Source organism: Streptomyces sp. S.PB5 (genome assembly GCF_030403745.1).
Taxonomy (GTDB): Bacteria; Actinomycetota; Actinomycetes; order Streptomycetales; family Streptomycetaceae; genus Streptomyces.
This window is the reverse complement of record NZ_JAQMWP010000017.1, coordinates 142,002-166,514: the sequence shown is the minus strand read 5'-3', so window position 1 is coordinate 166,514 and position 24,513 is coordinate 142,002. Positions and strand designations below refer to the sequence as shown.

General features: G+C 72.1%; 21 protein-coding genes and 2 pseudogenes. 13 read left to right on the top strand and 10 right to left on the bottom strand.

Features of this window, described 5'->3' with window-relative positions; translation table 11 throughout:
* Positions 1–47: 47 nt before the first annotated feature.
* Positions 48–413: a helix-turn-helix domain-containing protein gene (locus PH203_RS36780; RefSeq protein WP_289925831.1), complete on the top strand. Its 366-nt coding sequence runs from the start codon at positions 48–50 to the stop codon at positions 411–413.
* Here PH203_RS36780 and PH203_RS36775 read toward each other — a convergent pair.
* Complete coding sequence (locus tag PH203_RS36775; RefSeq protein WP_289925830.1) at positions 398–1,066, bottom strand: nucleoside/nucleotide kinase family protein; 669 nt, start codon at positions 1,064–1,066, stop codon at positions 398–400. The two genes, PH203_RS36780 and PH203_RS36775, sit on opposite strands and share 16 nt — an antisense overlap.
* An 83-nt stretch (positions 1,067–1,149) precedes the next feature.
* Here PH203_RS36775 and PH203_RS36770 point away from each other — a divergent pair, with 83 nt between their 5' ends.
* From PH203_RS36770 to PH203_RS36750, 5 genes are all read left to right on the top strand, one after another.
* Positions 1,150–1,545 carry an SgcJ/EcaC family oxidoreductase gene (locus PH203_RS36770; protein WP_289925829.1) on the top strand — a complete coding sequence of 132 codons (396 nt, stop codon included), beginning with the start codon at positions 1,150–1,152 and terminating at the stop codon, positions 1,543–1,545.
* Between the two features lie 187 nt (positions 1,546–1,732).
* Positions 1,733–3,202 carry a hypothetical protein gene (locus tag PH203_RS36765; protein ID WP_289925828.1) on the top strand — a complete coding sequence of 490 codons (1,470 nt, stop codon included), beginning with the start codon at positions 1,733–1,735 and terminating at the stop codon, positions 3,200–3,202.
* On the top strand, positions 3,199–4,137 hold the full coding sequence (locus PH203_RS36760; RefSeq protein ID WP_289925827.1) for a lysylphosphatidylglycerol synthase domain-containing protein: 939 nt from the start codon (positions 3,199–3,201) through the stop codon (positions 4,135–4,137). Before PH203_RS36765 ends, PH203_RS36760 begins: the two co-directional genes overlap by 4 nt.
* 109 nt (positions 4,138–4,246) lie before the next feature.
* Entirely contained in the window at positions 4,247–5,101 is an 855-nt protein-coding gene (prcB, locus tag PH203_RS36755; RefSeq protein WP_289925826.1) for a proteasome subunit beta, read from the top strand.
* A 137-nt stretch (positions 5,102–5,238) separates the two neighbouring features.
* Entirely contained in the window at positions 5,239–6,348 is a 1,110-nt protein-coding gene (locus tag PH203_RS36750; protein ID WP_289925825.1) for a HoxN/HupN/NixA family nickel/cobalt transporter, read from the top strand.
* 6 nt (positions 6,349–6,354) lie between these two features.
* On the opposite strand, the gene PH203_RS36745 is transcribed toward PH203_RS36750, so the two are convergent.
* From PH203_RS36745 to sthA, 3 genes are all read right to left on the bottom strand, one after another.
* Positions 6,355–7,314, bottom strand: coding sequence for a hypothetical protein (locus PH203_RS36745; protein ID WP_289925824.1), 960 nt, complete (start codon positions 7,312–7,314; stop codon positions 6,355–6,357).
* A gap of 11 nt (positions 7,315–7,325) precedes the next feature.
* Positions 7,326–8,798 (bottom strand): APC family permease, encoded by a 1,473-nt coding sequence (locus PH203_RS36740; protein ID WP_289925823.1) that lies wholly within the window; start codon positions 8,796–8,798, stop codon positions 7,326–7,328.
* Between the two features lie 273 nt (positions 8,799–9,071).
* Complete coding sequence (gene sthA, locus PH203_RS36735) at positions 9,072–10,475, bottom strand: Si-specific NAD(P)(+) transhydrogenase (RefSeq protein ID WP_289925821.1); 1,404 nt, start codon at positions 10,473–10,475, stop codon at positions 9,072–9,074.
* A gap of 91 nt (positions 10,476–10,566) precedes the next feature.
* Here sthA and PH203_RS36730 point away from each other — a divergent pair, with 91 nt between their 5' ends.
* Complete coding sequence (locus tag PH203_RS36730; protein WP_289925820.1) at positions 10,567–11,739, top strand: sulfite oxidase; 1,173 nt, start codon at positions 10,567–10,569, stop codon at positions 11,737–11,739.
* 60 nt (positions 11,740–11,799) lie between these two features.
* Here PH203_RS36730 and PH203_RS36725 read toward each other — a convergent pair whose 3' ends face one another.
* A complete protein-coding gene (locus tag PH203_RS36725) occupies positions 11,800–12,006 on the bottom strand; it encodes a hypothetical protein (protein ID WP_289925819.1) in 207 nt (68 codons plus the stop codon).
* Between the two features lie 142 nt (positions 12,007–12,148).
* On the opposite strand from PH203_RS36725, the gene PH203_RS36720 reads away from it, so the two are divergent.
* A complete protein-coding gene (locus PH203_RS36720) occupies positions 12,149–14,437 on the top strand; it encodes an MMPL family transporter (RefSeq protein WP_289925817.1) in 2,289 nt (762 codons plus the stop codon).
* On the opposite strand, the gene PH203_RS36715 is transcribed toward PH203_RS36720, so the two are convergent.
* Positions 14,424–15,518: a PP2C family protein-serine/threonine phosphatase gene (locus PH203_RS36715; protein WP_289925816.1), complete on the bottom strand. Its 1,095-nt coding sequence runs from the start codon at positions 15,516–15,518 to the stop codon at positions 14,424–14,426. The genes PH203_RS36720 and PH203_RS36715 overlap by 14 nt on opposite strands.
* 325 nt (positions 15,519–15,843) lie before the next feature.
* Between PH203_RS36715 and PH203_RS36710 the strand changes: the two genes are divergently transcribed.
* Positions 15,844–16,743 carry a GNAT family N-acetyltransferase gene (locus PH203_RS36710; protein ID WP_289925814.1) on the top strand — a complete coding sequence of 300 codons (900 nt, stop codon included), beginning with the start codon at positions 15,844–15,846 and terminating at the stop codon, positions 16,741–16,743.
* A gap of 197 nt (positions 16,744–16,940) precedes the next feature.
* Positions 16,941–17,903 carry a phosphotransferase gene (locus PH203_RS36705; RefSeq protein WP_289925812.1) on the top strand — a complete coding sequence of 321 codons (963 nt, stop codon included), beginning with the start codon at positions 16,941–16,943 and terminating at the stop codon, positions 17,901–17,903.
* A 14-nt stretch (positions 17,904–17,917) separates the two neighbouring features.
* Here the strand turns inward: PH203_RS36705 and PH203_RS36700 are convergent, their stop codons facing one another.
* The gene (locus PH203_RS36700; protein WP_289925811.1) at positions 17,918–18,805 is read right to left on the bottom strand and encodes a Gfo/Idh/MocA family oxidoreductase; all 888 of its coding nucleotides are present in this window, start codon (positions 18,803–18,805) and stop codon (positions 17,918–17,920) included.
* A 282-nt stretch (positions 18,806–19,087) separates the two neighbouring features.
* On the opposite strand from PH203_RS36700, the gene PH203_RS36695 reads away from it, so the two are divergent.
* Positions 19,088–19,945: an aldo/keto reductase gene (locus tag PH203_RS36695; protein ID WP_289925810.1), complete on the top strand. Its 858-nt coding sequence runs from the start codon at positions 19,088–19,090 to the stop codon at positions 19,943–19,945.
* A gap of 116 nt (positions 19,946–20,061) precedes the next feature.
* Entirely contained in the window at positions 20,062–21,834 is a 1,773-nt protein-coding gene (locus PH203_RS36690; RefSeq protein WP_289925809.1) for an ABC transporter ATP-binding protein, read from the top strand.
* Between the two features lie 9 nt (positions 21,835–21,843).
* Here the strand turns inward: PH203_RS36690 and PH203_RS36685 are convergent, their stop codons facing one another.
* Positions 21,844–22,176 carry a hypothetical protein gene (locus PH203_RS36685; RefSeq protein ID WP_289925808.1) on the bottom strand — a complete coding sequence of 111 codons (333 nt, stop codon included), beginning with the start codon at positions 22,174–22,176 and terminating at the stop codon, positions 21,844–21,846.
* 257 nt (positions 22,177–22,433) lie between these two features.
* On the opposite strand from PH203_RS36685, the pseudogene PH203_RS36680 reads away from it, so the two are divergent.
* Positions 22,434–22,622, top strand: a pseudogene (locus PH203_RS36680) (DUF5133 domain-containing protein); the annotation flags it as partial.
* A 93-nt stretch (positions 22,623–22,715) separates the two neighbouring features.
* Here the strand turns inward: PH203_RS36680 and PH203_RS36675 are convergent.
* Together PH203_RS36675 and PH203_RS36670 are read right to left on the bottom strand one after the other, a co-directional pair.
* Positions 22,716–23,492 (bottom strand): annotated as a pseudogene (locus tag PH203_RS36675) (helix-turn-helix domain-containing protein).
* Positions 23,493–23,584: 92 nt separating this feature from the next.
* Positions 23,585–24,496 carry an alpha/beta fold hydrolase gene (locus tag PH203_RS36670; protein WP_289925807.1) on the bottom strand — a complete coding sequence of 304 codons (912 nt, stop codon included), beginning with the start codon at positions 24,494–24,496 and terminating at the stop codon, positions 23,585–23,587.
* Positions 24,497–24,513 lie beyond the last annotated feature (17 nt).

The following is a 24,513-nucleotide window of genomic DNA, read 5'->3' as shown; positions in this document are numbered from 1 at the left end:
TATAGTAGGTACCTAGGGGAAAGTGACTACCCCGGAGGGATGTGCGCATGGAGATCGCGGCCGCGACCGACCCCGAACTCGCCTGCCCCATAGGGCCGGTGGTCGACATGGTGTTCAGCCGCTGGACCACACCGATCCTGTGGAGCCTGCACGCGCACGGCCGGCAGCGGTTCGTGGAGCTGGAGCGGCGCATCACGAAGATCACGCCGAAGGTGCTGACCCAGCGGCTGCGGCAACTGGAGCGCGACGGCCTCGTCGTACGCACCTATCACCCCGAGGTCCCGCCCCGGGTCGAGTACGAGATCAGCGAGCTGGGCCGCAGCCTCGCCCCGCTCTTCGCGCACCTCGCCGACTGGTCGGCCGACCACCTCGACGAGGTCGAGCGGGCGAGACGGGACTACGACACCGCCTGACGGCCCTCGAGTGCCGTGACCGGCACGACCAGATCCGCCCGGCCCCGCGTCGCCGCGACCAGGTCGGCGTTGCGCTGGTCGGTGCCCAGCACCCAGGCCACGGCCTCCTCGTGCTCCTTGCCGAACTCCTCGTGCCGGGCGACCAGCCGCCGGATCCGCTCCTGCTCGTCCACCTCGCAGAACCACACCTCGTCCAACTGCTGCCGCACCCGGACCCACGCGCCCGTGTCCAGCAGCAGGTAGTTGCCCTCGGTCACCACCAGCCGGGCCGACGGCGGCACCGGCACGGCGCCCGCGACGGGCTGCTCCAGCACCCGTTCGAAGCTGGGCGCGTACACGATGTCGTCGCCGTCCTCCTCCGTGCGCAGCCGGCGCAGCAGCGCCGCGTAGCCCGCCGCGTCGAAGGTCGCGGGCGCGCCCTTGCGGTCGCGCAGGCCGAGCCGCTCCAGCTCCACGTCGGCCAGATGGAAGCCGTCCATGGGGACGTGCGCGACCCATGGCTCCCCGCTCGCGTTGAGCTCGCGCACCAGGGTCTCGGCGAGTGTCGTCTTGCCCGCACCGGGGCTGCCCGCGATGCCGAGCACGGCGCGTCCGCGCCCGCCCCGCCGGAGGGACCGGGCGCGCAGCAGCAGGTCGTCGAATGTCAGGGGCACACGCAGAGTGTGACACCCGCCGCCGCGCGGGGGCCCGGGGCGGCGGGGAGGATGGCGAGGGGACCGAGGAGGGAGCCGCCACCGTGTCCGACGACGCCGCGCAGATCCGCACCCTCATCACCGCCTGGGCCGACGCCGTGCACCGGGGCGACCTCGCCGGCGTGCTCGCCGGGCACGCCGAGGACATCGTCATGTACGACGTCCCGCCGCCCCACCACGGCATCCACGGACTCGACGCCTACGGCGCCGCCTGGCCGCCCTTCTTCGCCTGGCAGGCCCAGGGCGCCTGCTTCGACATCGAGACCCTCGACGTCACCGCCGGCTCCGACGTCGCCTACGCCCACGCCCTCCTGCGCTGCGCGACCCCCGAGGAACTCGCGGCACACCCCGCCCTGCGGCTGCGCCTGACCTTCGGTCTGCGCAAGGAGGGCGGCCGCTGGCTCGTCGCCCACGAGCACCACTCGTTCCCGCACGACTGACGCGCGACTGACGCACGATGGGCGCAACAGTTGTGCCGATAATCGGACGAAATATCAGGCACCTGGCCGAACTTCGCGCTGCGCACCGACAGGACACGGGTTAGTTTGTCCGTGTTTTCTGTAATTCCCCAGCTCAAAGCCGTGGGATCTCAGGAGCGCCACGGCGCGTAGGGGTGAGGGGTGGACGATGACGCAGGGCGGGAACGCCGTACTGATGGGCGTGCGACGGCACGAGGCGGCGGCCGCGCCCGGCAGGCTCCGGCGGACGCGCGCAGACGCCCTGCTCGCCGGCGTGGCCGGCGCGTTCGTCCTCGCCCAGCTGGCGCTCGTACGGCCCGGGATGGGCCTCGGCTGGGACGAGACCGTGTACGTCAGCCAGGTCGGCGCCCAGGCCCCGGCCTCCTACTTCAGCGCCCCACGCGCGCGTGGCGTGTCCCTGCTGGTGGCGCCGGTCGCGTCCTGGTCGACGTCCACGCCGCTGCTGCGGATCTACCTCGCCGTCCTGTCCGGACTCGCCCTCTACCTCGCCCTGCGCGTCTGGCGCGGTGTCTTCCCCGCGCGCGTCCTCGCGGGCGCCGGGGCACTCTTCGCGTCCCTGTGGGTGACGCTCTACTACGGTCCGCAGGCCATGCCCAACTACTGGGTGGCGATCGGCGCCCTGGTCGCCGTGGGCTGCTTCCTGAAGGGCCGCGTGTGGGGCGTGCTGGCGGGCGCCGCCCTGATGGCACTGATGCGGCCCACCGACGCCGTCTGGGTGACGGCGCCCCTCCTCGTCCTCACGGTCGTGGGCCGGCGGTGGCGGCTGCTCGGCGGCCTCGTCGCGGGGCTCGTCCTCGGCGCCGCCCAGTGGGTGATCGAGGCGTATCTGAGATACGGCGGCCTGGCGCAGCGGCTGCACGACGGCTCGCGCATACAGGGCGGACTCGGCTGGAACCTCGCCGTCGACGACCAGATGAAGAGCCAGGTCGGCCGCACCCTGTGCCGCCCGTGCACCGGTGAGATGCCCCATCCCGCGCTGACCGTGTGGTGGGTGGTCCTCCCGCTGCTCGCCGTCCTCGGCCTGGTCGTCGCCGTCCGCGCCCGGCGCACCGCGCAGAGCCTGATCCCGTTGCTCTGCGCCACCACGGCGGCGTTCCCCTACCTGTTCCTGATCGGATACGCGGCTCCCCGCTTCCTGCTGCCCGCCTACGCCCTGGCCGCGATCCCCGTCGCCGACGGGCTGCTCCGGCTCGTGACCGCGCCCGGCGGCCGATGGCGGCCGATGGCCACGGCCCTCGTCGCGCTCGGGCTGGCCGCGCACCTGGCCGTGCAGTACGCCGTCGTCGACCGCGTCGTCACCCGCTCCACCACCGACCGCGAGGCCTGGGAGCGGACGGCCGCCGAACTCCACCGCGTGGGCGTCAGCCCGCCGTGCGTGCTCACCGGGTACGAGGCGCTGCCCATCGCGTACTACACCGGCTGCTCCTCCGCTGCCGTGAAGGGCCCCAACACCAACTCCACGGCGGCCGAGATCGAGGACACCGCCCGCCGGATCCCCGTCGCCCACCTCGTCTACCCGGACAGCCGTCCCGCCGGGTACGCCCACGACTGGACCCCGTACCGGCTGAACGGGCTCGATGTACGGGTCGGCCCCGTGGCGGACGGCGGCGGCCCATGACGTCCGAACCGGTTGTCGTCGCCGCCCCCGGCCGAAGACGCGTCTACTGGCACGGCGCGCTCTCCCTCGTCGTGCTGATCGGCGCGGTCTGTCTCGCCCGGCGGCACTGGCCGGTGCTGGAACAGGGAGCCGTGCGGCTCGCCGTCGCCGACCAGGGCTGGCTGCTGGTGGGGGCCACGGCCGCCGCCGCGACCTGGGTCTGCGCGGCGCTGGCCCAGCAGGGCGCGGTGGTGCGGCGGCTGCCCCAAGGGCGGCTCGTGGCCGCCCAGTTCGCCGCCTGCGCCGCCAACCATGTGCTGCCCGCCGGACTCGGCGCGGGCGCGGTCAACCTCCGCTTCCTCATGCGGTGCGGGCTGCCGGCCTGCCGCGCGGCGAGCGCCCTCGCCGTGAAGGGCACCGCCGGAGTGGCCGTCCGCGCCGTCCTGATCGTCGCGCTCACGGTGGCCTGCCCCGGCGTCCTGCGGATGCCACGGCTCTCGGCGGGCGTGCTCCTCGCCCTGCTCGCCGCGGCCGTCGGGGTGGCCGTCGTGCTCGCCTGGTCGCGATGCCGGCGCGCGCTGGCCGCCGTGGTCGCCGACATCAGGGCCGTCCACGCCAACCCGTCCCGGGCGGCGGCCCTCTGGGGCGGCTCGCTCGCCTTCGCCGCGCTGCACGCCCTCGTCCTGATCGCCGTCACCCAGGCCGTGGCCCTGTCGCTGCCGCCGGCCCGGGTGGCGCTGCTCTATCTCGCCGCCAGCAGCGCCGCCGCCCTGCTGCCCACCCCGGGCGGCTTCGGCTCCCTCGACGCGGCCCTGGCGCTCGCCCTCACCGCCTCGGGCGCCCCGGCCACCGCGGCGGCCTCCGCCGTGCTCGGCTACCGCCTCCTGACGGTGTGGCTGCCGCTGGTTCCGGGCCTCGTGGTGCTCGGGGTGCTGGTGCGGCGCAAGGCGCTGTGAGCGGGGCGGGACGGTCCACGGCGGCAGTTGTGACGACGATCGCGTGTTTCCCGCGCAGCCGCTCCAGGTAGGACTCGGATGTCGGCCCGGGCAGACGAGGGGGAACGCCATGACGGACAGTGAGCGGGGCGGGCGGCTGGGGGAGGAGTTCTTCACTCCCGGGACCTCGTCCTTCACCGAGTTCCTCGCCGCCCACCGGCCCGGACTGCTCCCCACCCGCAGGCCTTTCCCCGACGGCGTGCGCGCCGCACCCGACGCCTTCCCGCACGGCACCACCGTGCTGGCCCTCGCCTACCGCGACGGTGTGATGATCGCCGGCGACCGCAGGGCCACCATGGGCAACCTCATCGCCCAGCGCGACCTGGAGAAGGTGCACCCGGCCGACGACCACACGGCCGTCGCCTTCGCGGGCACCGTCGGGCTCGCGCTGGACATGGTGAAGCTGTACCAGGTCGAGCTCAAGCACTTCGAGAAGATCGAGGGCGTCCCGATGACCCTCAACGCCAAGGCCCGGCGCCTGGCGGGCATGATCCGGCAGAACCTGGGCCAGGCCATGCAGGGCCTCGCCGTCGTCCCCCTCCTCACCGGCTACGACCACACCGCCCCGGACGGCGAGCAGGGCCGCATCTTCAGCTTCGACGTCGCCGGCGGCCTCTACGAGAAGACCGACTTCCACGCCGAGGGCTCCGGCTCGCCCTACGCCCGGGGCGCCCTGAAGAAGCTCTTCCACAAGGGCATGTCCCGGCGCGACGCCGCGCTCGCCGCCCTCCAGGCCCTCTACGACGCCGCGGACGACGACTCCGCGACCGGCGGCCCCGACATCAGCCGGCGGATCTTCCCGATCGTCTCGGTCATCACCGAGGACGGCTTCGAGCGGCTGCCCGAACCGGAGACCGAGGAACTGACCCGGGTGATGGTCGAACAGCGCCGCAGCCGCCCGGACGGCCCGACGGCCACGCCCTGACGGTGTCCTGACCGCGGACTTTCCCCTCCCGTGGGGAAGATCTGTCACGGCCTTTACTGCACATGAGTTGCAGGTGCCGCAGGATGGCACAAGGCTGCGGTGTGCGGCCGTACGACCGAACGAAAGATCCTCCCCGTATGACGGCCGCCCCTGACTCCGCTCCGTTCTGGTCCCGCGTCCGCGGCTCGATGACGCGTCAGGAGTGGATCAGGGTCGGCGGGATGGCCGCGTTCGTCGTCGCCCTGCACGTGATCGGCTGGTTCACGCTCGTCGCCCTCGTGGCGCCCGGGCACTACAGCATCGGCGAGAAGTCCTTCGGCATCGGCATCGGCGTGACCGCCTACACCCTCGGCATGCGGCACGCCTTCGACGCCGACCACATCGCGGCCATCGACAACACCACCCGCAAGCTGATGGGGGAGGGGCAGCGGCCCCTGTCGGTGGGGTTCTGGTTCTCCCTCGGCCACTCCAGCGTCGTCTTCGCCCTGGCCCTGCTGCTCTCCCTCGGCGTGAAGGCCCTCGCGGGCCCCGTCCGCGACGACGGCTCAGGACTCCACGACATCACCGGCCTGATCGGCACGACGGTCTCCGGAGTGTTCCTGTACGCCATCGCCGGCATCAACCTCGTGATTCTGGCGGGCATCTGGAAGGTGTTCCGCCGGATGCGCTCGGGGCACTTCGACGAGGCGGCGCTGGAGGAGCAGCTGAACAACCGCGGCTTCATGAACCGACTGCTGGGCCGGGTCATGAAGTCCATCACCAAGGCCTGGCAGATGTACCCCCTCGGCCTGCTCTTCGGCCTCGGCTTCGACACCGCCACCGAGGTCGCCCTGCTGGTCCTCGCCGGTTCGGGCGCCGCGTCCGGCCTGCCCTGGTACGCGATCCTGTGCCTGCCCGTCCTCTTCGCCGCCGGCATGTCCCTGCTGGACACGATCGACGGCACCTTCATGAACTTCGCCTACGGCTGGGCCTTCTCCAAGCCGGTCCGCAAGGTCTACTACAACCTCACCGTCACCGGCCTCTCGGTCGCGGTCGCCCTCCTCATCGGCACGGTCGAACTGCTCGGCCTGATCGCGGAGAAGGCGCACCTGCACGGCCCCTTCTGGAACTGGATCTCCGGCCTCGACCTGGGCACCCTCGGCTTCGCCGTCGTCGGCCTGTTCGTCCTGACCTGGGTCGTCGCCCTGCTGGTGTGGAGGTACGGCCGCATCGAGGAGAAGTGGACCGCGGACCTGGCCGACCGCTGACACGGATCAGCCGCGCAGCCCCATCTCCTTGCGCCACTTGACGATCTGCTTCTCCGGCTCCCCGGTGTACGACCAGGGCGTCCGGGTCGCCCGCCGCCCGAGCAGCCGGAACAGCGGGCCCGCGACATCCGCCAGCCCCGCGAGACAGGCCGCGTGGGTCAGGTAGTTGAGGTCGCGGAGCTCGGCGGGGGCGACCTCGCTCTCCGGGCGGCCGGCGATCCAGCGCTGCCAGGTGCGGCGTACGTCGCTGACGGCGCCGTCGCTGTTCCAGTGCTGGGCGAGCCCCACCGCTGCCTGGCGGCCCTTGGCGGCGTCCAGGGCGAAGCGGTACTCCTCGACCCGGGCGTACTGGACCAGCACCGGCAGCGCGCAGCCCGGCGGCGCCACCCCGGCCGCGTCGCGGGCGAAGTCGTACATCAGGCCGTGGGTGCCGTGCCAGCGGGACGAGTAGTAGTGCAGCACCTGGAGGTGGCCCTCCACGCTGTAGGGGTCACGCTGGTGCAACTCGTCCCACCAGCGCGCCAGTTCCTGTCTGCGGACGCCGGACGGGTACAGCCGTGCGACCGAGATCAGGGAGATCCACGGGGTGGGGTCGTCCAGGTACGCGTCCGCCGCCTGCAGGCACGCCATCACCGCCGTGTCGATGCGGTGCTGGTCGATCGGCACGCCACGGCCCGCGCTGATCGCCAGGTTGAACGCCCGGGCCGTCTCCGTCGCCGCGCGCAGCACCAGGGCGTCGGCGCCGTGCGGTTCGGCGGCCAGCCAGGACTCCGCCGTCGAACTGCCCGCGCAGGCCTGGGCGAGCAGCCGGACCCGGTGGCCGCGGACCGGCCAGTTGGGGCCGGTCGCGCGCAGCAGCTCCCTCAGACCCTGCCAGCGGCCGATGACGATGTCCTGGCGGGCCGTGGTGAGAGGGATGTCCCCGCAGTCGGGGTCGAAGTCCGGAGCGAAGCGGTCTCGCGCCATCGTCGTCTCCCTCAGAAGTCGGTGGGGAGACCCTCGTGGACACGGGACTGCTCGGGCAGGGCCCGGTCGGGCACGTAGTCCGTCTCGACCGTGCGGGCGGCGTCCAGCTTCGCGGGCCGGTAGTAGTCGCTGCCCTGCCGCCAGTACCAGAGCATCGGGATCAGCCCGACGGCGAGCCCGCCGATGCCGATCGTGACCGAGGCGGAGCTCAGCTCACCGAGGGACTCGACGAGGATCCAGAACATGAACACCGCGCCCAGCAGTGGCCACAGCCCGCCGAAGACGAGGTTGGCCGCCGACTTCAGCAGCATCCTCCGGTAGGCGACGACCACCGCGAGGCCCGCGAGACCGTAGTAGACGGCGATCTGCAGACCGATCGCCGAGATCGCGTCGGAGAGGATGTCGCCCACCGAGCCCAGCGCGTTGGAGGCGATGAACATCACCAGCGCCACCCCGCCGACCACGGCGATCGCTACCCACGGCGTGTTCCACTCGCGGTGCACCTTGCCCAGTGCGGACGGCATGGTCCGGTCGCGGCCCATCGCGAACAGTGAGCGCGTCACCTGGATCAGCGTCGTCTCCAGGGTGGCGATCGTGGACAGCATCACGGCGACGATGAGGAGCTTGCCGCCCCAGCCCGGCCAGATCTCCTCGCCCAGCACCGCGAGGACGTTGGCGTCGTTCTGCTGGATCTGCGTCGAGGACAGCACCACGTTCACCGCGACGGTGAACACCTCGAACAGCAGGAAGACGATGCCGACCCCGATCAGGCCCGCGAGTCCCGTCGTACGACGGCTGTTGCGGGTCTCCTCACTGAGGTTGCTGGTGACGTCCCAGCCCCAGTAGTAGAAGGCGGCGATCAGCGCACCCGACGCGAACCCGGAGACCCCGTCGAACTGGCCGAAGCCGAACCAGGACCAGTCGAAGGCGCGGGCGTTGTCGGTGTGGAAGAAGGCCAGGACCGCGAAGAGGGCCAGTATCGCCAGCTCCACGCCCGACATCAGCAGCTGGGCGCGGACGGTGAGCCGGGCGCCGCCGAGCACCACCAGGAGCATCACCACGAACCAGGCGGCGCCGACCACCGTGGACAGCGCGGTGTTCTCGGCGAGGCCCTCGTCGAAGAGGGCCAGCGTCATCGACCCGGCCGGCAGCGAACCGGCCACCATGAAGATGGTCGCCGACACCACCAGTGCCCAGCCGCTCAGGAAGCCGAGGAACGGGTGCAGCGTACGCCCCACCCAGGAGTAACTGGCGCCCGCGTTGACGTCGATCCGGCTGAGATAGCTGAACGCCAGCGCGATGCCCAGCATCGGGATCGCGCAGTACAGCAGCGCGGCCGGGCTGGCCAGGCCCACCGAGCCGACGAGCACCGCGGTGGTGGCGGCGATCGAGTAGGCCGGGGCACTGCCCGCCACCGCCATCACCACTGTGTCGAACGTGCCGAGGGCGCCGGCCTGCAGCCCTCTGCCCCTGTGGTAGCTCATGCCGAACTGCTTTCCGTCTTGCACGGCGCGAGGACGACCAGGCCTCGACGACGTAAAGGAGTGGGGGGTGGACCCGCCTCGGACCGAGGGAGGATGGCCTCGGCCCGGGACGGCACATGGGGGGCGGCGGACACCGTTCAGCGTCGCGTCGGCAGACGGTCACACCGTGTGTGCGAGTGATGATAGCCCTACCGGAACCCCTTTCAAGATTGACCGGAGGGTAATCTCCCGCATCCAACTCCACCGCAGGTCAAGGCCGTTGTCGACCCTGGGTCAGTCTCCGATGCGGTCGATCTGGCGCAGCTTGTTCGTGGCGTCGAGAGCCGCGATCTTGTAGGACTCGGCGAGCGTCGGGTAGTTGAACACCGCATCGACGAGATAGTCCACCGTTCCGCCGCACCCCATCACGGACTGCCCGATGTGGATCAGCTCGGTCGCCCCGGTGCCGAAGCAGTGCACGCCGAGCAGGGAGCGGTCCTCGGGGGAGACGAGCAGCTTCAGCATGCCGTGCGAGTCGCCGATGATCTGCCCGCGGGCCAGTTCACGGTAGCGGGAGATACCGACCTCGAAAGGCACGCTCTCCTCGGTGAGTTGATCCTCCGTCCGGCCCACGAAGCTGATCTCCGGGATGGTGTAGATGCCGATCGGCTGCAACTGGTGCATCCTGCCGACCGGTTCACCACAGGCGTGGTAGGCCGCCGAACGCCCCTGCTCCATCGAGGTCGCGGCCAGCGCCGGGAACCCGATGACATCGCCGACCGCGTAGATGTGCGGCACCTCGGTGCGGTAGAACTCGTCGACCGTGATCCGGCCCCGCCGGTCCGCCGTCAGACCCGCCTTGTCGAGGTCGAGTTCGTCGGTGAGACCCTGCCGGCCCGCCGAGTACATGACGGTGTCGGCGGGGATCTTCTTGCCGCTCTCCAGGATGGTGAGCGTGCCGCGCGGGTGGCGCTCGACCGCGGCCACCGTCTCCCCGAAGCGGAAGGTCACGGCGAGATCCCGCAGGTGGTACTTGAGCGACTCGATCACCTCGATGTCGCACATGTCGAGCATCCCGGCCCGCTTCTCCACCACGGTGATCTTGCTGCCGAGCGCGGCGAACATGGACGCGTACTCCATGCCGATGACTCCGGCACCGACGATGACCATGGACCGCGGAACCCGTTCCAGGGCGAGGACGTTGTCCGAGTCCATGATCGTCCGCCCGTCGAACTCGACGCTGTCCGGCCGCGCGGGCCGGGTGCCGGTGGCGATCACGATGTGCTCGGCGCTGAGCAGCCGGTCATGCCCGGTCACCTCGCGCAGCGCCACCGTGTGGGCGTCGACGAAGCGGCCGGTCCCGGCGTACAGGGCGATGTGGTTGCGGGCGAGCTGGCTGCGGATGACGTCGACCTCACGACCGACCACATGCTGGGTGCGGGCGGTCAGATCGGAGACGGTGATGTCCTCCTTGAGGCGGTAGCTCTGGCCGTACAGATCGCGCTGGGTGAGACCGGTGAGGTACAGCACCGCCTCGCGCAGGGTCTTGGAGGGAATGGTGCCGGTGTGGATGGAGACCCCGCCGACCATGTCGGGGCGGTCGATGATGGCCACGCGGCGGCCCAGCTTGGCCGCGGCGATGGCGGCCTTCTGGCCACCCGGACCGGATCCGATGACGAGCATGTCGAAGTCGGGCACCCTCCGCAGTCTGACAGTCCGAGGCCCGGATTCGAAAGGGTGAACCGGTGGACACCGTGCGAGCGTTGGCTCACGGCGCCACACTGGAGTCATGGGGCATCGACTCGGTGACGCGAGCGCACCCGCCCGGCTGGCCGCCCCCGACGAGGGCATCGGCCGGGACGAACTCGCCCTCGCCACCCGCAACCACGGCCTGCCGCTGGAGACCCTGCGCCACGACGTCACCCCGCCGGGCCTGCACTACGTACTGACGCACTACGACATTCCGTACGTCCCCGACGACACGGAGTGGCAGCTCACCCTCGGCGGCCTGGTCCGCCGCCCGCTCCGCCTGGACCTGGCCGACCTGCGGGCGTTTGCGCCGGTCACCACCCGCGTCACGCTGGAGTGCGCGGGCAACGGACGCGCCCTGCTCACGCCCCGCCCGGTGAGCCAGCCCTGGCTCGTCGAGGCGGTCGGCACCGCCGAGTGGACGGGCGTCCCCCTGCGGCGGCTGCTCGAAGAGGCCGGCGTCGGGCCCGGAGCCGTCGACGTCGTCTTCACCGGCGCCGACCACGGCGTGGAACGCGGCGTCGAACAGGACTACCAGCGCGCCCTGCCCGTCGACACCGCCCTGGGCGCCGATCCCGAGGTACTGGTGGCATACGCCATGAACGGCGCCCCGCTGCCGCCCCAGCACGGGCGTCCGCTGCGCCTGGTCGTGCCCGGCTGGTACGGCATGGCACACGTGAAGTGGCTGCGCGAAGTGACCGTCACCGACACGCAGTTCACCGGATTCCAGCAGGCGGTGGCCTACCGGCTGCGGGCGCGGCCCGAGGACGTGGGCGAACCCGTCACCCGGATCGTGCCGCGCGCCCTGCTGGTGCCGCCGGGCTTCCCGGACTTCATGTCCCGCACCCGGGTGGTCCGGCCCGGCCCCATCGAGCTGGAGGGGCGCGCCTGGTCCGGACGGGCCCCGGTGACCCGGGTCGAGGTGAGCACGGACGACGGGCACAGCTGGCACGAGGCCGCGCTGGAGCCGGACGGCGGGCATCGCTGGGCATGGCGCCGGTGGCGTGCCGGCTGGACGGCGACGCCCGGCGAGCATGTGCTGAGCGCGCGGGCCACCGACGCCGAAGGACACACCCAGCCACTCGAACAACCGTGGAACCGGGGCGGCTTCGCCAACAACCTCGTCCAGCGGGTCCCGGTGCTGTGCCTCGACGAGCCCGAGCCCGGGCAGCCGGGAGCGGACGCGGACGCGGGGGCGGGCGCGCCGGAGTGACGGGCCCGCGGCCCTACAGGCCCGGGGCCCGCTGCGCCGGCACGACCCGCCGGACGGGCCCTAGGGCAGCAGCTTCTCCAGGGCGGCGGGCCCCTCGGCCTCCAGCTTGCGCCTGGCCCACTCCAGGTTCCGCGGGGTCAGGTCCCTGCCTGCGGCAAGCACCACGTCCTCGGGCGACACCTCGGTGCCGGTACGGGTGTGGAGCAGGGCGTCCGGGGTGGCGCGGTCCTCGGACGGCCCGGACGCGTCGGGCTGTGACGTCGGCATGATCTCTGCTCCTCGGATCGTCATCGGGTCCGATATCACCATTAACCCGCCGGGCGCCGCGTGCATCCGGAGCGGGCCGCGCCCGGGATGCCGGGGTGATCGTGCGGGCGTCTAATGGGGGTAGCGAGCGAAGGTCAAGGCCATGTCACCCACCCGCAGTGCAGCGCAGGACGGGGGGACTGGGGGGACTGGGGGGACCGGGGGGACCGCCGCCACCGGGGGACTGCGACGGCTGGGCGAGTGGTGCGCCCGCCACTTCGTGATCGTCATCGTCGCCTGGCTCGTCGCCCTCGTCGCGCTCCAGACCCTGAACCGGTCCGTCGGCGGGGAGTACCAGGACAACTTCTCACTGCCCGACGTGCAGTCCCAGCAGGGCCTCGACGTCCTGAAGAAGCACGACCCGGCGGCCGGCGGCTACAGCAGCCAGATCGTCGTCCACGACGCGGACAAGGCCCTCACCGCGCTGGACTCCCAGATGTCGACGACCGTCGCCGACCTCCAGAAGCTTCCGCACGTCCTGGCCGTCCAGAACCCGCTGACCGCCACCGCGACGCCCGTCGGCCCGCTGTCCTCCGACGCGCGGACGGCGTACGTCACCGTCCGCTTCGACGTCCAGCCCTCCACCCTCGGCGACGACTACCTGCCCGGCGTGGACAAGGCCGTGCAGCCGCTGCGGGCGGCCGGCGCCGACGTCGAGTACGGCGGACCGCTCGGCGAGCTGGCGCGGCCCGCCGCCGACGACCGGGTGAGCGAACTGATCGGTTTCGCGGTGGCGATCGTCGTGCTGCTCGTGGGCTTCGGCAGTGCGATCGCCGCCGGACTGCCCCTGGTGACCGCATTGATCAGTGTGATCGGCGGGCTCGCCTGTCTCGGACTGCTCGCAGCGGCGTTCACCTTCGCGACCGTCTCGCCCACCTTGGCCACGATGATCGGACTCGGCGTCGGTATCGACTACGCACTGTTCCTGATCACCCGTCACCGGCAGCACCTCATGAACGGCGCCGACCCGGTCACCGCGGCGGGCCGGGCCGCCGCCACCAGCGGCCGCGCGGTACTGGTCTCCGGCTGCACGGTCATCGTCGCGCTCGCGGGCCTGTCCGCCTCCGGCGTCAGCTTCATCGGCAAACTGGGGCTCGCCGCGGCCGTCACAGTCGTCTCCGCTGTCCTCGGCGCGCTCACCCTGGTCCCGGCCCTGCTCGGGCTGATCGGCACCCGTGTCGACCGCTACCGAGTGCGCCGCCCCGTCGCCGAGACCGACGCCGAGGAGGGCGCGACCCCGCACGGGACCTGGCACCGCTACGCCCAGCGCGTCGAACACCATCCGCTGCGCTACCTCGCCGCGGGCGTCGCGGCCGTGGTCGTCCTCGCCATCCCGGTGTTCTCCATCCAGCTCGGCCACATCGGCGACGGCGCCGACCCCACCTCCTTCACCGACCGGCGCGCCTACGACCTCATGACCGACGCGTTCGGGCCCGGCTCCAACGGCCCGCTCACCGTCGTCATCGACCAGAGCTCCGTCCCCGACTCCGCACGCTCCGCCCTCGCCGACCAGGCCGGCAAGACCCTCGACGGCGTCTCCGGCGCGGCCGCCGTCACCCCGCTGACGCCCACGAAGGACGGCGACGTCCTGATCGGCACCGTCTACTCGAAGACGTCCCCGCAGAGCGCCGCCACGACGGACCTGACCAACCGGCTGGTCGACGACACCCTGCCCGCCGCGGTCTCCGGTACCGACGCCAAGGGCTATGTCACCGGCACGACGGCGGCCCAGGTCGACTTCCGCGACATCGTCTCCAGCCGGCTGCCCCTCATCATCGGCGTGGTCGTCGCGCTGGCCTTCCTGATCATCCTCGCGGTCTTCCGCGGCCTGCTCGTCGCGATCAAGGCGGCCGTCCTCAACGTGCTGTCCATCGCCGCCTCCTACGGGGTCGTCGTCGCCGTCTTCCAGTGGGGCTGGGGCGGGCCCGCGCTCGGAGTGTCGGGCAAGGTGCCCATCGAGAGCTATGTGCCGATGATGATGTTCGCGATCATCTTCGGGCTGAGCATGGACTACGAGATCTTCCTGCTCTCCCGGGTGCACGAGGCCTGGGTGCGCACCGGGGACGCGAAGGCCTCGGTCGCCCACGCGCTGGAGATCACCGCCCGGGTCATCACGTGCGCGGCGCTGATCATGGTGAGCGTGTTCGCCGCGTTCATCGTCAGCGACAACGTCGTGGTCAAGATGCTCGGACTGGGGCTCGCCGTGAGCGTGTTGATCGACGCGACCGTCGTACGGCTGCTCATGGTGCCCGCGGTCATGGTGCTGCTGGGCCGGCACGCCTGGTGGACGCCGCGGTGGCTGGACCGGCTGCTGCCGCACATCGACGCCGAGGGGGAGCACCGGGAGGCGGTCGCCGGACCGGCGGCGCGGGCCGAGGTCAGACAGGGCTGAGGACGAGCATGGTGACATCGTCCGGGACGGTCCCGCAGTGGCCGGTCAGGTCGTGCCACACGCGCTCCACCATGACCGCGGGCTCGTCCCCGGCGAACGCGGGGAGCCGGTCGAGCAGCGGGTAGAACGCCCCGCTCGGCCCCCTCGCCTCGGACACCCCGTCGGACGCGAGGAAGAGCCGGTCGCCCGGCCGCAGGGGCACGGTGAGCCCCCGCGGCACACCGGCCCCCGCCAGCCCCAGCCCCAGCGGCACACCCGCCGTGACGTCCAGCTCGACGGCCCGCCCGTCCCGCAGCAGCACGGGCGCCGGATGACCGCACACCACGATCCGCACGGCATGCGCGTCGGCGGTGAACTCCAGCAGCACGGCCGTCGCGAACAACTCGGCGTGCGGCACGTCCGCCGAGTCCACGACCAGCCGGCGATCGAGACGCGAGGCCACCGACTCCGGGTCCGGCTGGTCCAGCACCGCCTCCCGGAACGCACCCAGCAGCGACGCGACCGTGGCGACGGCGGACAGCCCGTGCCCCTGCACGTCACCCATCACCGCGCGCACCCCGTGCGGCGAGGGGCGTACGTCGAAGAAGTCCCCGCCGACCAGGGTCCCGCGCTGCGCCGCCCGGTAAAGGCCCGCGCAGCGCACCGCCCCCACCCGCTCCGGCAGCGGCGGCACGACCGCGCGCTGGGCGGCCTCCGCGACCGCCCGCTCGGTGACCAGCTGGGCGTCACGCCGGCTCCGGACGAACGACACGAGCACGCTCAGTGCCGCCACGAAGCCCACGGTCAGCAGATCGGTGCTGCCGGGGTCGTCGAGCCGGAACGCCGGCACGACCAGCACGGCCACGACGAGGCCGCCGAGCACCGCGGTGGCCGCCGGCCCGTACGACAGCACCGCCAGCGGCGGAATGGCACCCAGCAGGAACCCGATGTCGAGCGGATCGGGGCTGGCCAGCGTCGCCGCGCACACCCCGCCCAGCAGCGCGACCGGCAGCACCCGCACCCACCCGGGCGGCGGCGCCCCGTGCAGCCACCCACGCCGCTCCCCGTCCCGAGGGCCCCGCACGACACGCGCCTTTCCCACGCCTCCACGCTCCTACGAGGGGCCACGCCTCGCACGCCGAGCCTGCCACCCGGGACACCGGCTCCGGCCGAGAGACCTCGCGAGCCGACCCTCGTCGAGCCTCGCGTTCCGTGTCCGCACCCGAGAAACCGCCCACCCTCCCGGAAATTCACTGGACGCCCCCGCCCCGCTCTCCTAGCGTGTCCCCGTCACGCCACACGACCCGGCGAAAGGAGGCGAGTGCCATGCAGTTCATCGACATCCAGCGCTCCCTTCCCGTCGCCCCGGGCGTGCGCGACTGAGTCTCCCGGGAGCGCTCCACGCAGCATGCATCCCGGAGGAATCCATGACCGGTCTGGTCATCCGCTCGCTCGACGAGAGCAGCGCCCACGAGTTCGACTCCCTGCCCGACCCGCTCGGTGTACGAGCGGCGCACCCGCTGACCCGGCACCGCCCCGACTGGCAGCGGGTGGCGCTGCGCGACGGCCGGATCGTCGCCCGCGCGGCCTGGTGGGGCGGCCCCGACGACACCGAGCCGCTGTGCGTCGACCGGCTCGACATGGCGGACGCAGAGGTGGAAGCCGCCGCCGAACTCCTGCGCAGCGCGCCCTGGCGCGTCGACATCGACTTCAGTCTCCCGGCCGGCTGGCGTGACGACCCGGCGCTGCGCACCGCCGTCGAGGCCCGCTTCGGCGCCGCGCGGGCGGCCGGGTACGAGCTCCTGGTCGAACGCTTCACCTACGTGTGGACCCCTGAATGCGGTCTGCCCGAGCGGCCGGGACGGCTCGTCTTCGCCCCCGAACCCGACGACGCGGTGTTCTTCGAGGCGCTGCGCCGCATCCACTCCGTCACGCTCGACGCCCACTCCCTGAAAGCCATTGCCGAGGGAGGTCTCGACAAGGCGGCCCAGGAAGAGCTCGACTTCTTCCGCTGGTGCCCGTCCCCGCGCGAGTGGTGGCAGGTCGCCCGGACGAAGGACGGCGACCTCGTGGGCATCCACGTCCCGGCACGCAACTTCCAGTCCCCGGTCGTCGGTTTCATCGGCGTCGTACCCGAACAGCGCGGCCACGGATACGCCCACGACCTGCTGGTCGAGTGCACCCACTTCCTCGTCGAACACGGCGCCGACCGGATCGTCGCCGCGACGGACCGGGGAAACCACCCCATGGCGGCGCACTTCGCCAAGGTCGGCTACCCGGTCACCAGGGAGAGGGTCAACTTCCATCACCCCGACGGGACGCCGTAGCCGCAGTGGGGCGAAAGGCGCGGACGCCGCTGTCGGTGCCTGTTGGCAAGGTGCCGATGACGATCGGCGCCGGATGACGGAGGCGGAGTGGGCGGTTTCACCGCCCGCTCCGCCGGTTCCGATGGAGCGACAAACCGTTCGACGCACAGCCGGCCTCCCTGCGATCTTGGATGCCCGGGATCGTGGAGAGGACCACCATGCAGAGCGCCGCGGACTTGATCGCAGAGACCTACGCACTCGGTGACGGACCGTGGAAGATCACCCCCGTCACCCGGGGCGCACTGGGGCAGATCTGGAAGCTGTCGGGGCCCCGGACGTCCTGGGCGGTGAAGGAGCTGCTGTTCGGCTGCGACGAGGATCAGGTCCAGCGCGAGGCCGCCCTGCGCGACGCCTCGGAAAAGCTGGGCATCTCCGCGCCACGGCTGATGCCCGACCGCGACGGCGCGCACGTCTCGCGGCTCGCCGGGTCCCATGTGAAGCTCTACGACTGGGTCGACGGCACCCAGGCGGACCCCACCGACCCGGAGCTGCTGCGCTGGTGCGGCAGGACCCTGGCCCTCCTGCACAGGGCGGGACAGGGCACGACCGAGACCCTGGACGACTGGTACGAGAAGTGTCCGCGGGAGACCGACTGGGCCGGGCTGTACAAGAAGGTCCGGCAGGCCGGGGTCGCCTGGTCGGACGAGCTGGGCCGGTTCCTCGACACCCGGATGCGGGAGCCGGCACGGCATGTCACACGGTCGGGCCCGGACGGCGTGGTGATCTCGCATCTCGACATGCAGCCCCAGAACGTACTGGTCGGGCCTGCCGGTCCGACCCTCGTCGACTGGGACAACGCCGGCCCCGTCGCGGCGGACCGTGAACTCGCGCGCGCCCTCTTCATGTGGGTGGGCGGAAACGACTTCTCGGCCGACGCCGCCCGGCTGCTCGTACACGCCTACCGCGACGCGGGAGGCCCGGCGCGGATCACGGGCCTGGACTCGTTCTCGATGCTCTTCGCCACCGCCCTGAACTTCGTGTACGTCCAGGCGGAGTGCGCCGTCGATCCGGATGTGACCCCCGCACAGCGGGAGTTCGCGAGCGGCAAGGTCGTCGACACGCTGGCGACCCTGCCGGACCCGGCCGCGATGGCCCGCCTGACGGAGGCCCTCGCCGGCTGAGCGGCCTCGGTCCCTCAGCCGAGGTCCGCACCCAGCAGGGACTCGGCCGCCGCCAGGATCTCGGTGACCCGCAGCCCGAACGCCGCGTCGCACGGGTGCGGACGGCCGGTGCGGGCTGCGGCGAGCAGGGCGTCCGTGGCGCGTCCGAGCGCGGGGACCGCACCGTCCGGACTGCGCGGCAGCAGCGTCACCCCTGCCTCGCCGCGCAGCTCGACGGCGGCCCCCGCCGCCGCGGGCGGCGCCGTGAGGCTCAGGGTCAGGGTGCTCGACGCACCGCCGGCGTGTTCGAGGACCAGATGCACGGTGTCCGCGGGACCGTGCGCGGCCGCCGCCACCCGGCGTACGTCGCCCAGCACCGGCAGCAGCACCGACAGGGCGTGCGGACCCACGTCCCACAGCGCGCCCTTCTCCCGTCGCCACGGCGAGGCCCCGAACGGGCTGTCCGTGGTGAACACCGCGCCGAGCCACTCGGCCCGCGCGGTGAACCAGCCGTCGAGGGCGGCCTGTTCGGTGATCCAGGACTCGGTCACGCTCTGGAAGCGGGTGGTGAAGAAGACGACCGAGGCGACACCGGCCTCCTGCGCCGCCGCCACCACGGCCCGGCCCTGCTCGACCGTCGGCGCGAGCGGCTTGTCCAGCAGCAGATGGCAGCCCGCCCGGGCCGCCCGCACCGCCAGATCGGCCTGGACCGCGGGCGGCAGGGCCACCGCGACGGCGTCCACGTCGGCGAGGAGCGCGTCGACGTCGTCGTACGCCCGGGTGCCGAACCTGCCGGCCAGCTCCTTGGCGGCGTCCGGACGGCGGCCCCACACCCCGGTGAAGTCCACCTCGCCGTGCCCGCTGAGGGCGGGCGCGTGCGCCCCCTCGGCCCACGGGCCCGTGCCGAGCAGTCCGATGCGCATACCGCCGCCTCTCCACACCGTTGAACAGGGAACGACCGGTCGAAGGGGAGCGTGCCACACGCACCCGGTGAGCGTGCGACGAATCCGAGACAAGGGGGGGACAAGGGCGGTAGAAGGGCGGGAGAAGGGCGGGACAAGGACCGGACACCCGTCGGCACGTGCCGCAATTCAGTTGTCGCGGTGCTGAATGCGTTCTCTTTCTTCTATTGGACCTGCGGGCGCGGGCGGGGTGAGGGTGGGACCAACGGTCCCGCGCGACAGCCGGAAAGAGGTCACGAACCCATGCAGACGCGACGCATCGGTGACGTCGAGGTCAGTGCGATCGGCCTGGGCGGGATGCCCATGTCCATCGAGGGGCGGCCCGACGAGGCACGCTCCCTGGCCACCCTGCACGCCGCCCTCGACGCGGGCGTCACGCTGATCGACACCGCGGACGCCTACCACCGCGACGCCGACGAGGTCGGCCACAACGAGACCCTGATCGCCAAGGCCCTCGCCTCCCACGACCGGGGAGCGGACGTCCTGGTCGCCACCAAGGGCGGGCATCTGCGCCCGGGCGACGGGAGCTGGACGCTCGACGGCAGCCCGAAGCACCTCAAGGAGGCCTGCGAGGCGTCCCTGCGCCGGCTCGGTGTGGAGGCCATCGGGCTGTACCAGTTCCACCGCCCCGACCCGCGCGTGCCGTACGCGGACTCGGTCGCAGCGGTGCGGGAGCTGCTGGACGAGGGGAAGATCCGGCTCGCGGGGATCTCGAACGCGAACCCGGAGCAGATCCGGCAGGCCCAGGACATCCTCGGCGGGCGGCTCGTCTCCGTGCAGAACCAGTTCTCCCCGGCGTTCCGCTCCAGCGAGCCGGAGCTCAGCCTGTGCGACGAGCTCGGCATCGCGTTCCTGCCCTGGAGCCCCCTCGGGGGTATCTCCCGCGCCCGTGAACTGGGCTCCGCCTACGCGCCGTTCGCCCGGGTCGCCGAGGCCCACGGGGTGAGCCCGCAGCGGGTGTGCCTGGCCTGGATGCTCGCCAAGTCGCCGGTCGTCGTACCGATCCCGGGCGCCAGCCGCCCCGAGTCGATCCGTGACTCGGTCGCCGCCGCCGATCTCGAGCTGACGGCCGGGGAGATCGCGGCTCTGGACGCGGTGTAATCCGGGACGAGGCCGGGCAAGGCGGAGGGAAAGCGCTTGCCGACGGCCACCGGAGGCCGCTGGAGGCCGTTCGCCGGACAACCGTCGTCCCAGCCGCCCGGAAGGAACCACCGCCAATGGCCTCGCCGTTGGAGAGACCGCTCGACCACCGTTACCGGGGCGAGCACCCCGTCCGCACCCTCGCCTATCTGTTCCGCGCCGACCGCGGGCGGCTCGCCGCCGCGGTCGGCGTCTTCGCGGTCAAGCACAGCCCGATCTGGCTGCTGCCCCTGATCACCGCGACCATCATCGACACCGTCGTCCAGCACCAGCCGATCAGCCGCCTCTGGCTGAGCACCGGCATCATCCTGTTCATCCTGCTGATCAACTACCCCCTGCACGTCCTGTACGTCCGCCTCCTGTACGGCAGCGTCCGCCGCATGGGCACCTCCCTGCGCTCCGCGCTGTGCACCCGCATGCAGCAGCTGTCCATCGGCTACCACGCACGCGTCAGCGCCGGTGTCCTGCAGGCCAAGGTCGTCCGGGACGTGGAGACCGTCGAACAGATGGTGCAGCAGACCGCCGAGACCGGGCTCGGCGCGGGCACCGTCCTCATCGGCGGCCTCGTCATCATCGGCGTCCGCACCCCGGAGTTCCTGCCCGTCTTCCTCGTCGTCGTGCCCGCGGCCGCGCTCGTCGTGGCCCGCCTCAGGGCCCGGCTGCGCACCCACAACGAGCACTTCCGGCACGAGGTCGAGACCCTCTCGTCCCGCGTGACCGAGATGACCCGCCTCATTCCGGTCACCCGCGCCCACGGTCTGGAGGGCAAGGCGCTGCGCCGCATGGACGGCACCCTGCACCGGCTGCTCACCTCCGGGATGCGCCTCGACCTGGTCAACGGCCGGTTCGGGTCACTGGCCTGGGTGGTCCTCAACGTCGTCGGCGTGCTCGTCCTCGCCGGCGCCGCACTGGTGTCGTACTACGGCGTCTGGGGCGTCACCCCCGGCGACGTCGTGATGCTCAGCGCGTTCCTGACCACCCTGACCAACTCGACGACGACACTGGCCGGCCTCGCCCCGGTCATCACCAAGGGCCTGGAGTCCGTCCGTTCGGTCGGCGAGGTCCTGCAGGTGCCCGAACTGGAGGAGAACGAGGGCAAGTCGCAGGTCGCCGAGGTGCGCGGCGCCGTGACCTTCCGGCAGGTCGGCCACGTCTACGCCGACGGCGAGCGGCCCGCCGTACACGACTTCACCCTCGATGTGCGCCCGGGGGAGACCATCGCCCTCGTCGGCGCGTCCGGCGCGGGCAAGTCCACCGTGCTCAACCTCGTCATCGGCTTCATCCGCCCGACCGCGGGCCGGCTGCTGCTCGACGGCACCGACATGAACAGCCTCGACCTGCGCACCTACCGGCGGTTCGTCTCGGTGGTGCCGCAGGAGTCGATCCTCTTCGACGGGACCGTCCGCGAGAACGTCGCCTACGGCATGGAGGACGAGGCCGACGAGGAGACCGTGCGCGCCGCGCTGCGGGACGCCAACGCGCTGGAGTTCGTCGACCGGCTCCCGCAGGGCGTCGACACGGTCGTCGGTGAGCGCGGGGCCCGGCTGTCCGGCGGGCAGCGCCAGCGGCTCGCCATCGCCCGCGCCCTGATCAGGGACCCCAGGGTGCTGGTGCTCGACGAGGCGACCTCGGCGCTCGACACCCGCTCCGAGGCGCTCGTCCAGGAGGCGCTCGCCCGGCTGCTGCACGGACGCACCACGTTCGTGGTGGCCCACCGGCTGTCCACCGTGCGCGGCGCCGACCGGATCGTGGTCATGGGTGACGGCCGCATCCAGGAGATCGGCACACACGAGGAACTCCTGCGCCGGGGCGGCGTCTACACGGCGCTGCACACCGGACAGGTCGCCTGACCGGACCCGTCAGGCGGCGCTGCTGCGCGGGATGCGGTGCGGACACGACGAGTCGTGATCCGTACCGCAACTCGTCCACCACCGCTCACAGCACGCGGCGTCGAGCTCGATACGTACGACGTCCTCCTCCGCGGCGCACTCGACGCCCCACAGCTCACCCACGGCCGGCCGGGGGCGCGGCTCGCTCTCGCGTGCGAGGGCGATGACGGGGACCAGGCTCGCGGCACCGAAGAGACACGCGGCCCACAGGGGGCCGTGACGGTACTCGAGGACCGTGGTCCAGGTGAGCCCGGCGCTCGTGGCGACGTAGAGCGTGCAGAGCAGGCGCTGGAGGTGATTCATGGGCGGACACCGTTCGTGCGATCACGCGTGCGTGCTGGGGACGTGCCCTCTGTTCAACTGCCGAGGGCGCGTGGGGAAGCGGGTCGGCGCCGTACCCGCCGGAACGTCACTCCTGTGGGTAGCGCCCCGGTGGGATTCGAGCGTCAGTCGGGCTTCGGGCGACAGGATTCCGTCAATCGCGAGCCGGAGAGCGGCAGATGGGATTCGTCCGCCACCGCCCGGGCATACGCAGCGGAAACACCAGAGAGGGGCTCTTCGTGCTCGTTCCGGATCCGAAAGTCGTCAGAAGACTGCTGACGCGCTATGCCACCCTGCGCATCGCCGAGGCCGAACGGAACAACCCGGCGACGACGGTGGAGTTGGCGGACGTCAGTTACACGCTCTGCGTCATGATGGGCACCACCGACATCCAGGACGCCATCACGAAGGCGGACGCGCTCCTCCTCGACGCCGCCCGGACCAGGGCCGCGCCGGGGGAACCGGCGGCGCCGCGGCGTCTGTTGACCGTCTCCGACCTCCTCGACACGCTCGCCGAGGAGTCAGGCACCCGCGGTCCGGACGCCCTGCCGCCCATGGAACGCCGAGCGGTAGGCCTGCGGACCGGTGCCGACCGCGCGGCTGAACCGCTCACGGAAAGCGGTCGCTGACCCGAACCCCGCCTGCGGCGCGATGCGTTCGACCGGATGATCGCTGTTCTCCAGCAGGTACTGGGCGCGCCGTACCCGCGCCCTGAGCAGCCACTGCGGCGGTGTGGTGCCGGTCTGTTCGCGGAAGCGGCGGCTGAAGGTGCGCTCGCTCATCCCGACCGGGAGGCCGTCGCCCCCAGGGTGATCTCCCGGGCCAGACGGTCCTCGATCCACTCCAGGGCGGGCTCCAGTGTCGAGCCGCGCGGCACGGGCGGGTGGTCGTGCACGATGAACTGGGCCTGCCCGCCCTCCCGTTCGCGCGGCATCACGGACATCCGGGCGGCGTCCGCGGCGACCGCGGAGCCGAAGTCGCGCCGGATCATGTGCAGACACATGTCGAGGCCCGCGGCGGCACCGGCCGAGGTGAGGACCTGCCCGTTGTCGACGTGGAGGACGTCCGGCTCGACCCGTACGTCCGGGAAGCGGCGGACCGAATCCCCGGCGGCCACCCAGTGCGTGGTGGCGCGCAGCCCGTCCAGCAGCCCCGCCTCGGCCAGCACGAAGGCGCCCGTGGCCGGACCCGGTACGGACGGCGGCCGTCGGGCAGCCGGGGCCAGTCGAAGAGTGCATGGGCGCCGCCATGTCGAACGGCGCCACCTGGTCGAGGGCCAGGATCGCGACGGTGTGCATGCGCGCCACGACAGGTTGCCGGCCGGTGTCCGTGGCGCGTGGGTCGGTACGGCCGGGGCGATCCTCGCCTTGCCGTCGCCGGTCATGGGCTGTCAGTCGACGGAAGCCATGAAGTTGCGCATCCTGCGGTTGATCGCCTCCGCCTGGTCGATCTGCGGCCCGTGGCCCGTGCCGGAGATGATCTCGGCTCGGGCGCCGGGAACCAGGCGCGGCACGCGCTCTGCCTGCCGCTGCGGGCGCACGAGGAGGCTTCGCCTGCCGAGCACCAGATAGAGCGGAGTCCGGATGGCGGACAGCTCCTCCTCGGTCAGGGGGAGCGGTGCCGGGCGGCGTATGCGGTAGGCGCGCACCGCCGTTCTGATCATCGTGCGCAGTTCCGGCACGACGAGGACCGGCTGTTCCAGCCAGGCCGCCAGTCGCGGGCGGAGCGCCTTGGGTGCGAAGGTCGCGAAGAGGCCGGCGAAGAGCCAGACGAAGAAGCGCAGTCCCACTTTCTCCAGGCCGCCGGGGTCGAGCAGGGTGACCGAGGCGAGGCGACCGGGCCTGCGGTGCGCCTGGTTCAGGGCGAGCCAGCCGCCGTAGGAGGAGCCGATCAGGTGGACGCGTTCGAGCCCGAGCCCGGTGAGCGTCTCGTCCAGCCACTGCGCCGCGCGTTCGGGCCGGTGGACGGGTTGGCGCTGTGCGCTGCGGCCGGGATCGCCCAGGGTGTCGATCGCGTAGACCGGGCGGTCTGCGCTGAGGGCGGGCGTGTTCGGGTACCACATGGCGGAACAGGAGCCCGCCCCGTGCACCAGGACGACGGGGGTGCGGGAGCGGGCGGCCTCGTTCGTGGGGCCGTAGCGGTAGACGTGCGTGGTGCCGAAGGAGGTCTCGACGTCCTCTTCCGCGAGTGCGGGCGCTCCCAGCGCGTAGACGGCGTCGCAGGCCGCGAAGTAACGCTCCCGACAGGCATCGCTCACATAACGGCCGACGTCGGCCCGGGCTCGGGCAGCGGTCTGGGGCATGGCCACCTCCGGCGTCT

What these genes read in the sequence shown, in the direction of transcription:
- PH203_RS36670 (WP_289925807.1), bottom strand. Translation starts at nt 24,496, where the DNA reads ATGCCCCAGACCGCTGCCCGAGCCCGGGCCGACGTCGGCCGTTATGTG.
- PH203_RS36750 (WP_289925825.1), top strand. Translation starts at nt 5,239, where the DNA reads ATGACGGCCGCCCCTGACTCCGCTCCGTTCTGGTCCCGCGTCCGCGGC.
- PH203_RS36780 (WP_289925831.1), top strand. Translation starts at nt 48, where the DNA reads ATGGAGATCGCGGCCGCGACCGACCCCGAACTCGCCTGCCCCATAGGG.
- PH203_RS36725 (WP_289925819.1), bottom strand. Translation starts at nt 12,006, where the DNA reads ATGCCGACGTCACAGCCCGACGCGTCCGGGCCGTCCGAGGACCGCGCC.
- PH203_RS36700 (WP_289925811.1), bottom strand. Translation starts at nt 18,805, where the DNA reads ATGCGCATCGGACTGCTCGGCACGGGCCCGTGGGCCGAGGGGGCGCAC.
- PH203_RS36695 (WP_289925810.1), top strand. Translation starts at nt 19,088, where the DNA reads ATGCAGACGCGACGCATCGGTGACGTCGAGGTCAGTGCGATCGGCCTG.
- PH203_RS36720 (WP_289925817.1), top strand. Translation starts at nt 12,149, where the DNA reads ATGTCACCCACCCGCAGTGCAGCGCAGGACGGGGGGACTGGGGGGACT.
- PH203_RS36760 (WP_289925827.1), top strand. Translation starts at nt 3,199, where the DNA reads ATGACGTCCGAACCGGTTGTCGTCGCCGCCCCCGGCCGAAGACGCGTC.
- PH203_RS36705 (WP_289925812.1), top strand. Translation starts at nt 16,941, where the DNA reads ATGCAGAGCGCCGCGGACTTGATCGCAGAGACCTACGCACTCGGTGAC.
- PH203_RS36765 (WP_289925828.1), top strand. Translation starts at nt 1,733, where the DNA reads ATGACGCAGGGCGGGAACGCCGTACTGATGGGCGTGCGACGGCACGAG.
- PH203_RS36685 (WP_289925808.1), bottom strand. Translation starts at nt 22,176, where the DNA reads ATGAATCACCTCCAGCGCCTGCTCTGCACGCTCTACGTCGCCACGAGC.
- prcB (WP_289925826.1), top strand. Translation starts at nt 4,247, where the DNA reads ATGACGGACAGTGAGCGGGGCGGGCGGCTGGGGGAGGAGTTCTTCACT.
- PH203_RS36745 (WP_289925824.1), bottom strand. Translation starts at nt 7,314, where the DNA reads ATGGCGCGAGACCGCTTCGCTCCGGACTTCGACCCCGACTGCGGGGAC.
- PH203_RS36690 (WP_289925809.1), top strand. Translation starts at nt 20,062, where the DNA reads ATGGCCTCGCCGTTGGAGAGACCGCTCGACCACCGTTACCGGGGCGAG.
- PH203_RS36710 (WP_289925814.1), top strand. Translation starts at nt 15,844, where the DNA reads ATGACCGGTCTGGTCATCCGCTCGCTCGACGAGAGCAGCGCCCACGAG.
- PH203_RS36740 (WP_289925823.1), bottom strand. Translation starts at nt 8,798, where the DNA reads ATGAGCTACCACAGGGGCAGAGGGCTGCAGGCCGGCGCCCTCGGCACG.
- PH203_RS36730 (WP_289925820.1), top strand. Translation starts at nt 10,567, where the DNA reads ATGGGGCATCGACTCGGTGACGCGAGCGCACCCGCCCGGCTGGCCGCC.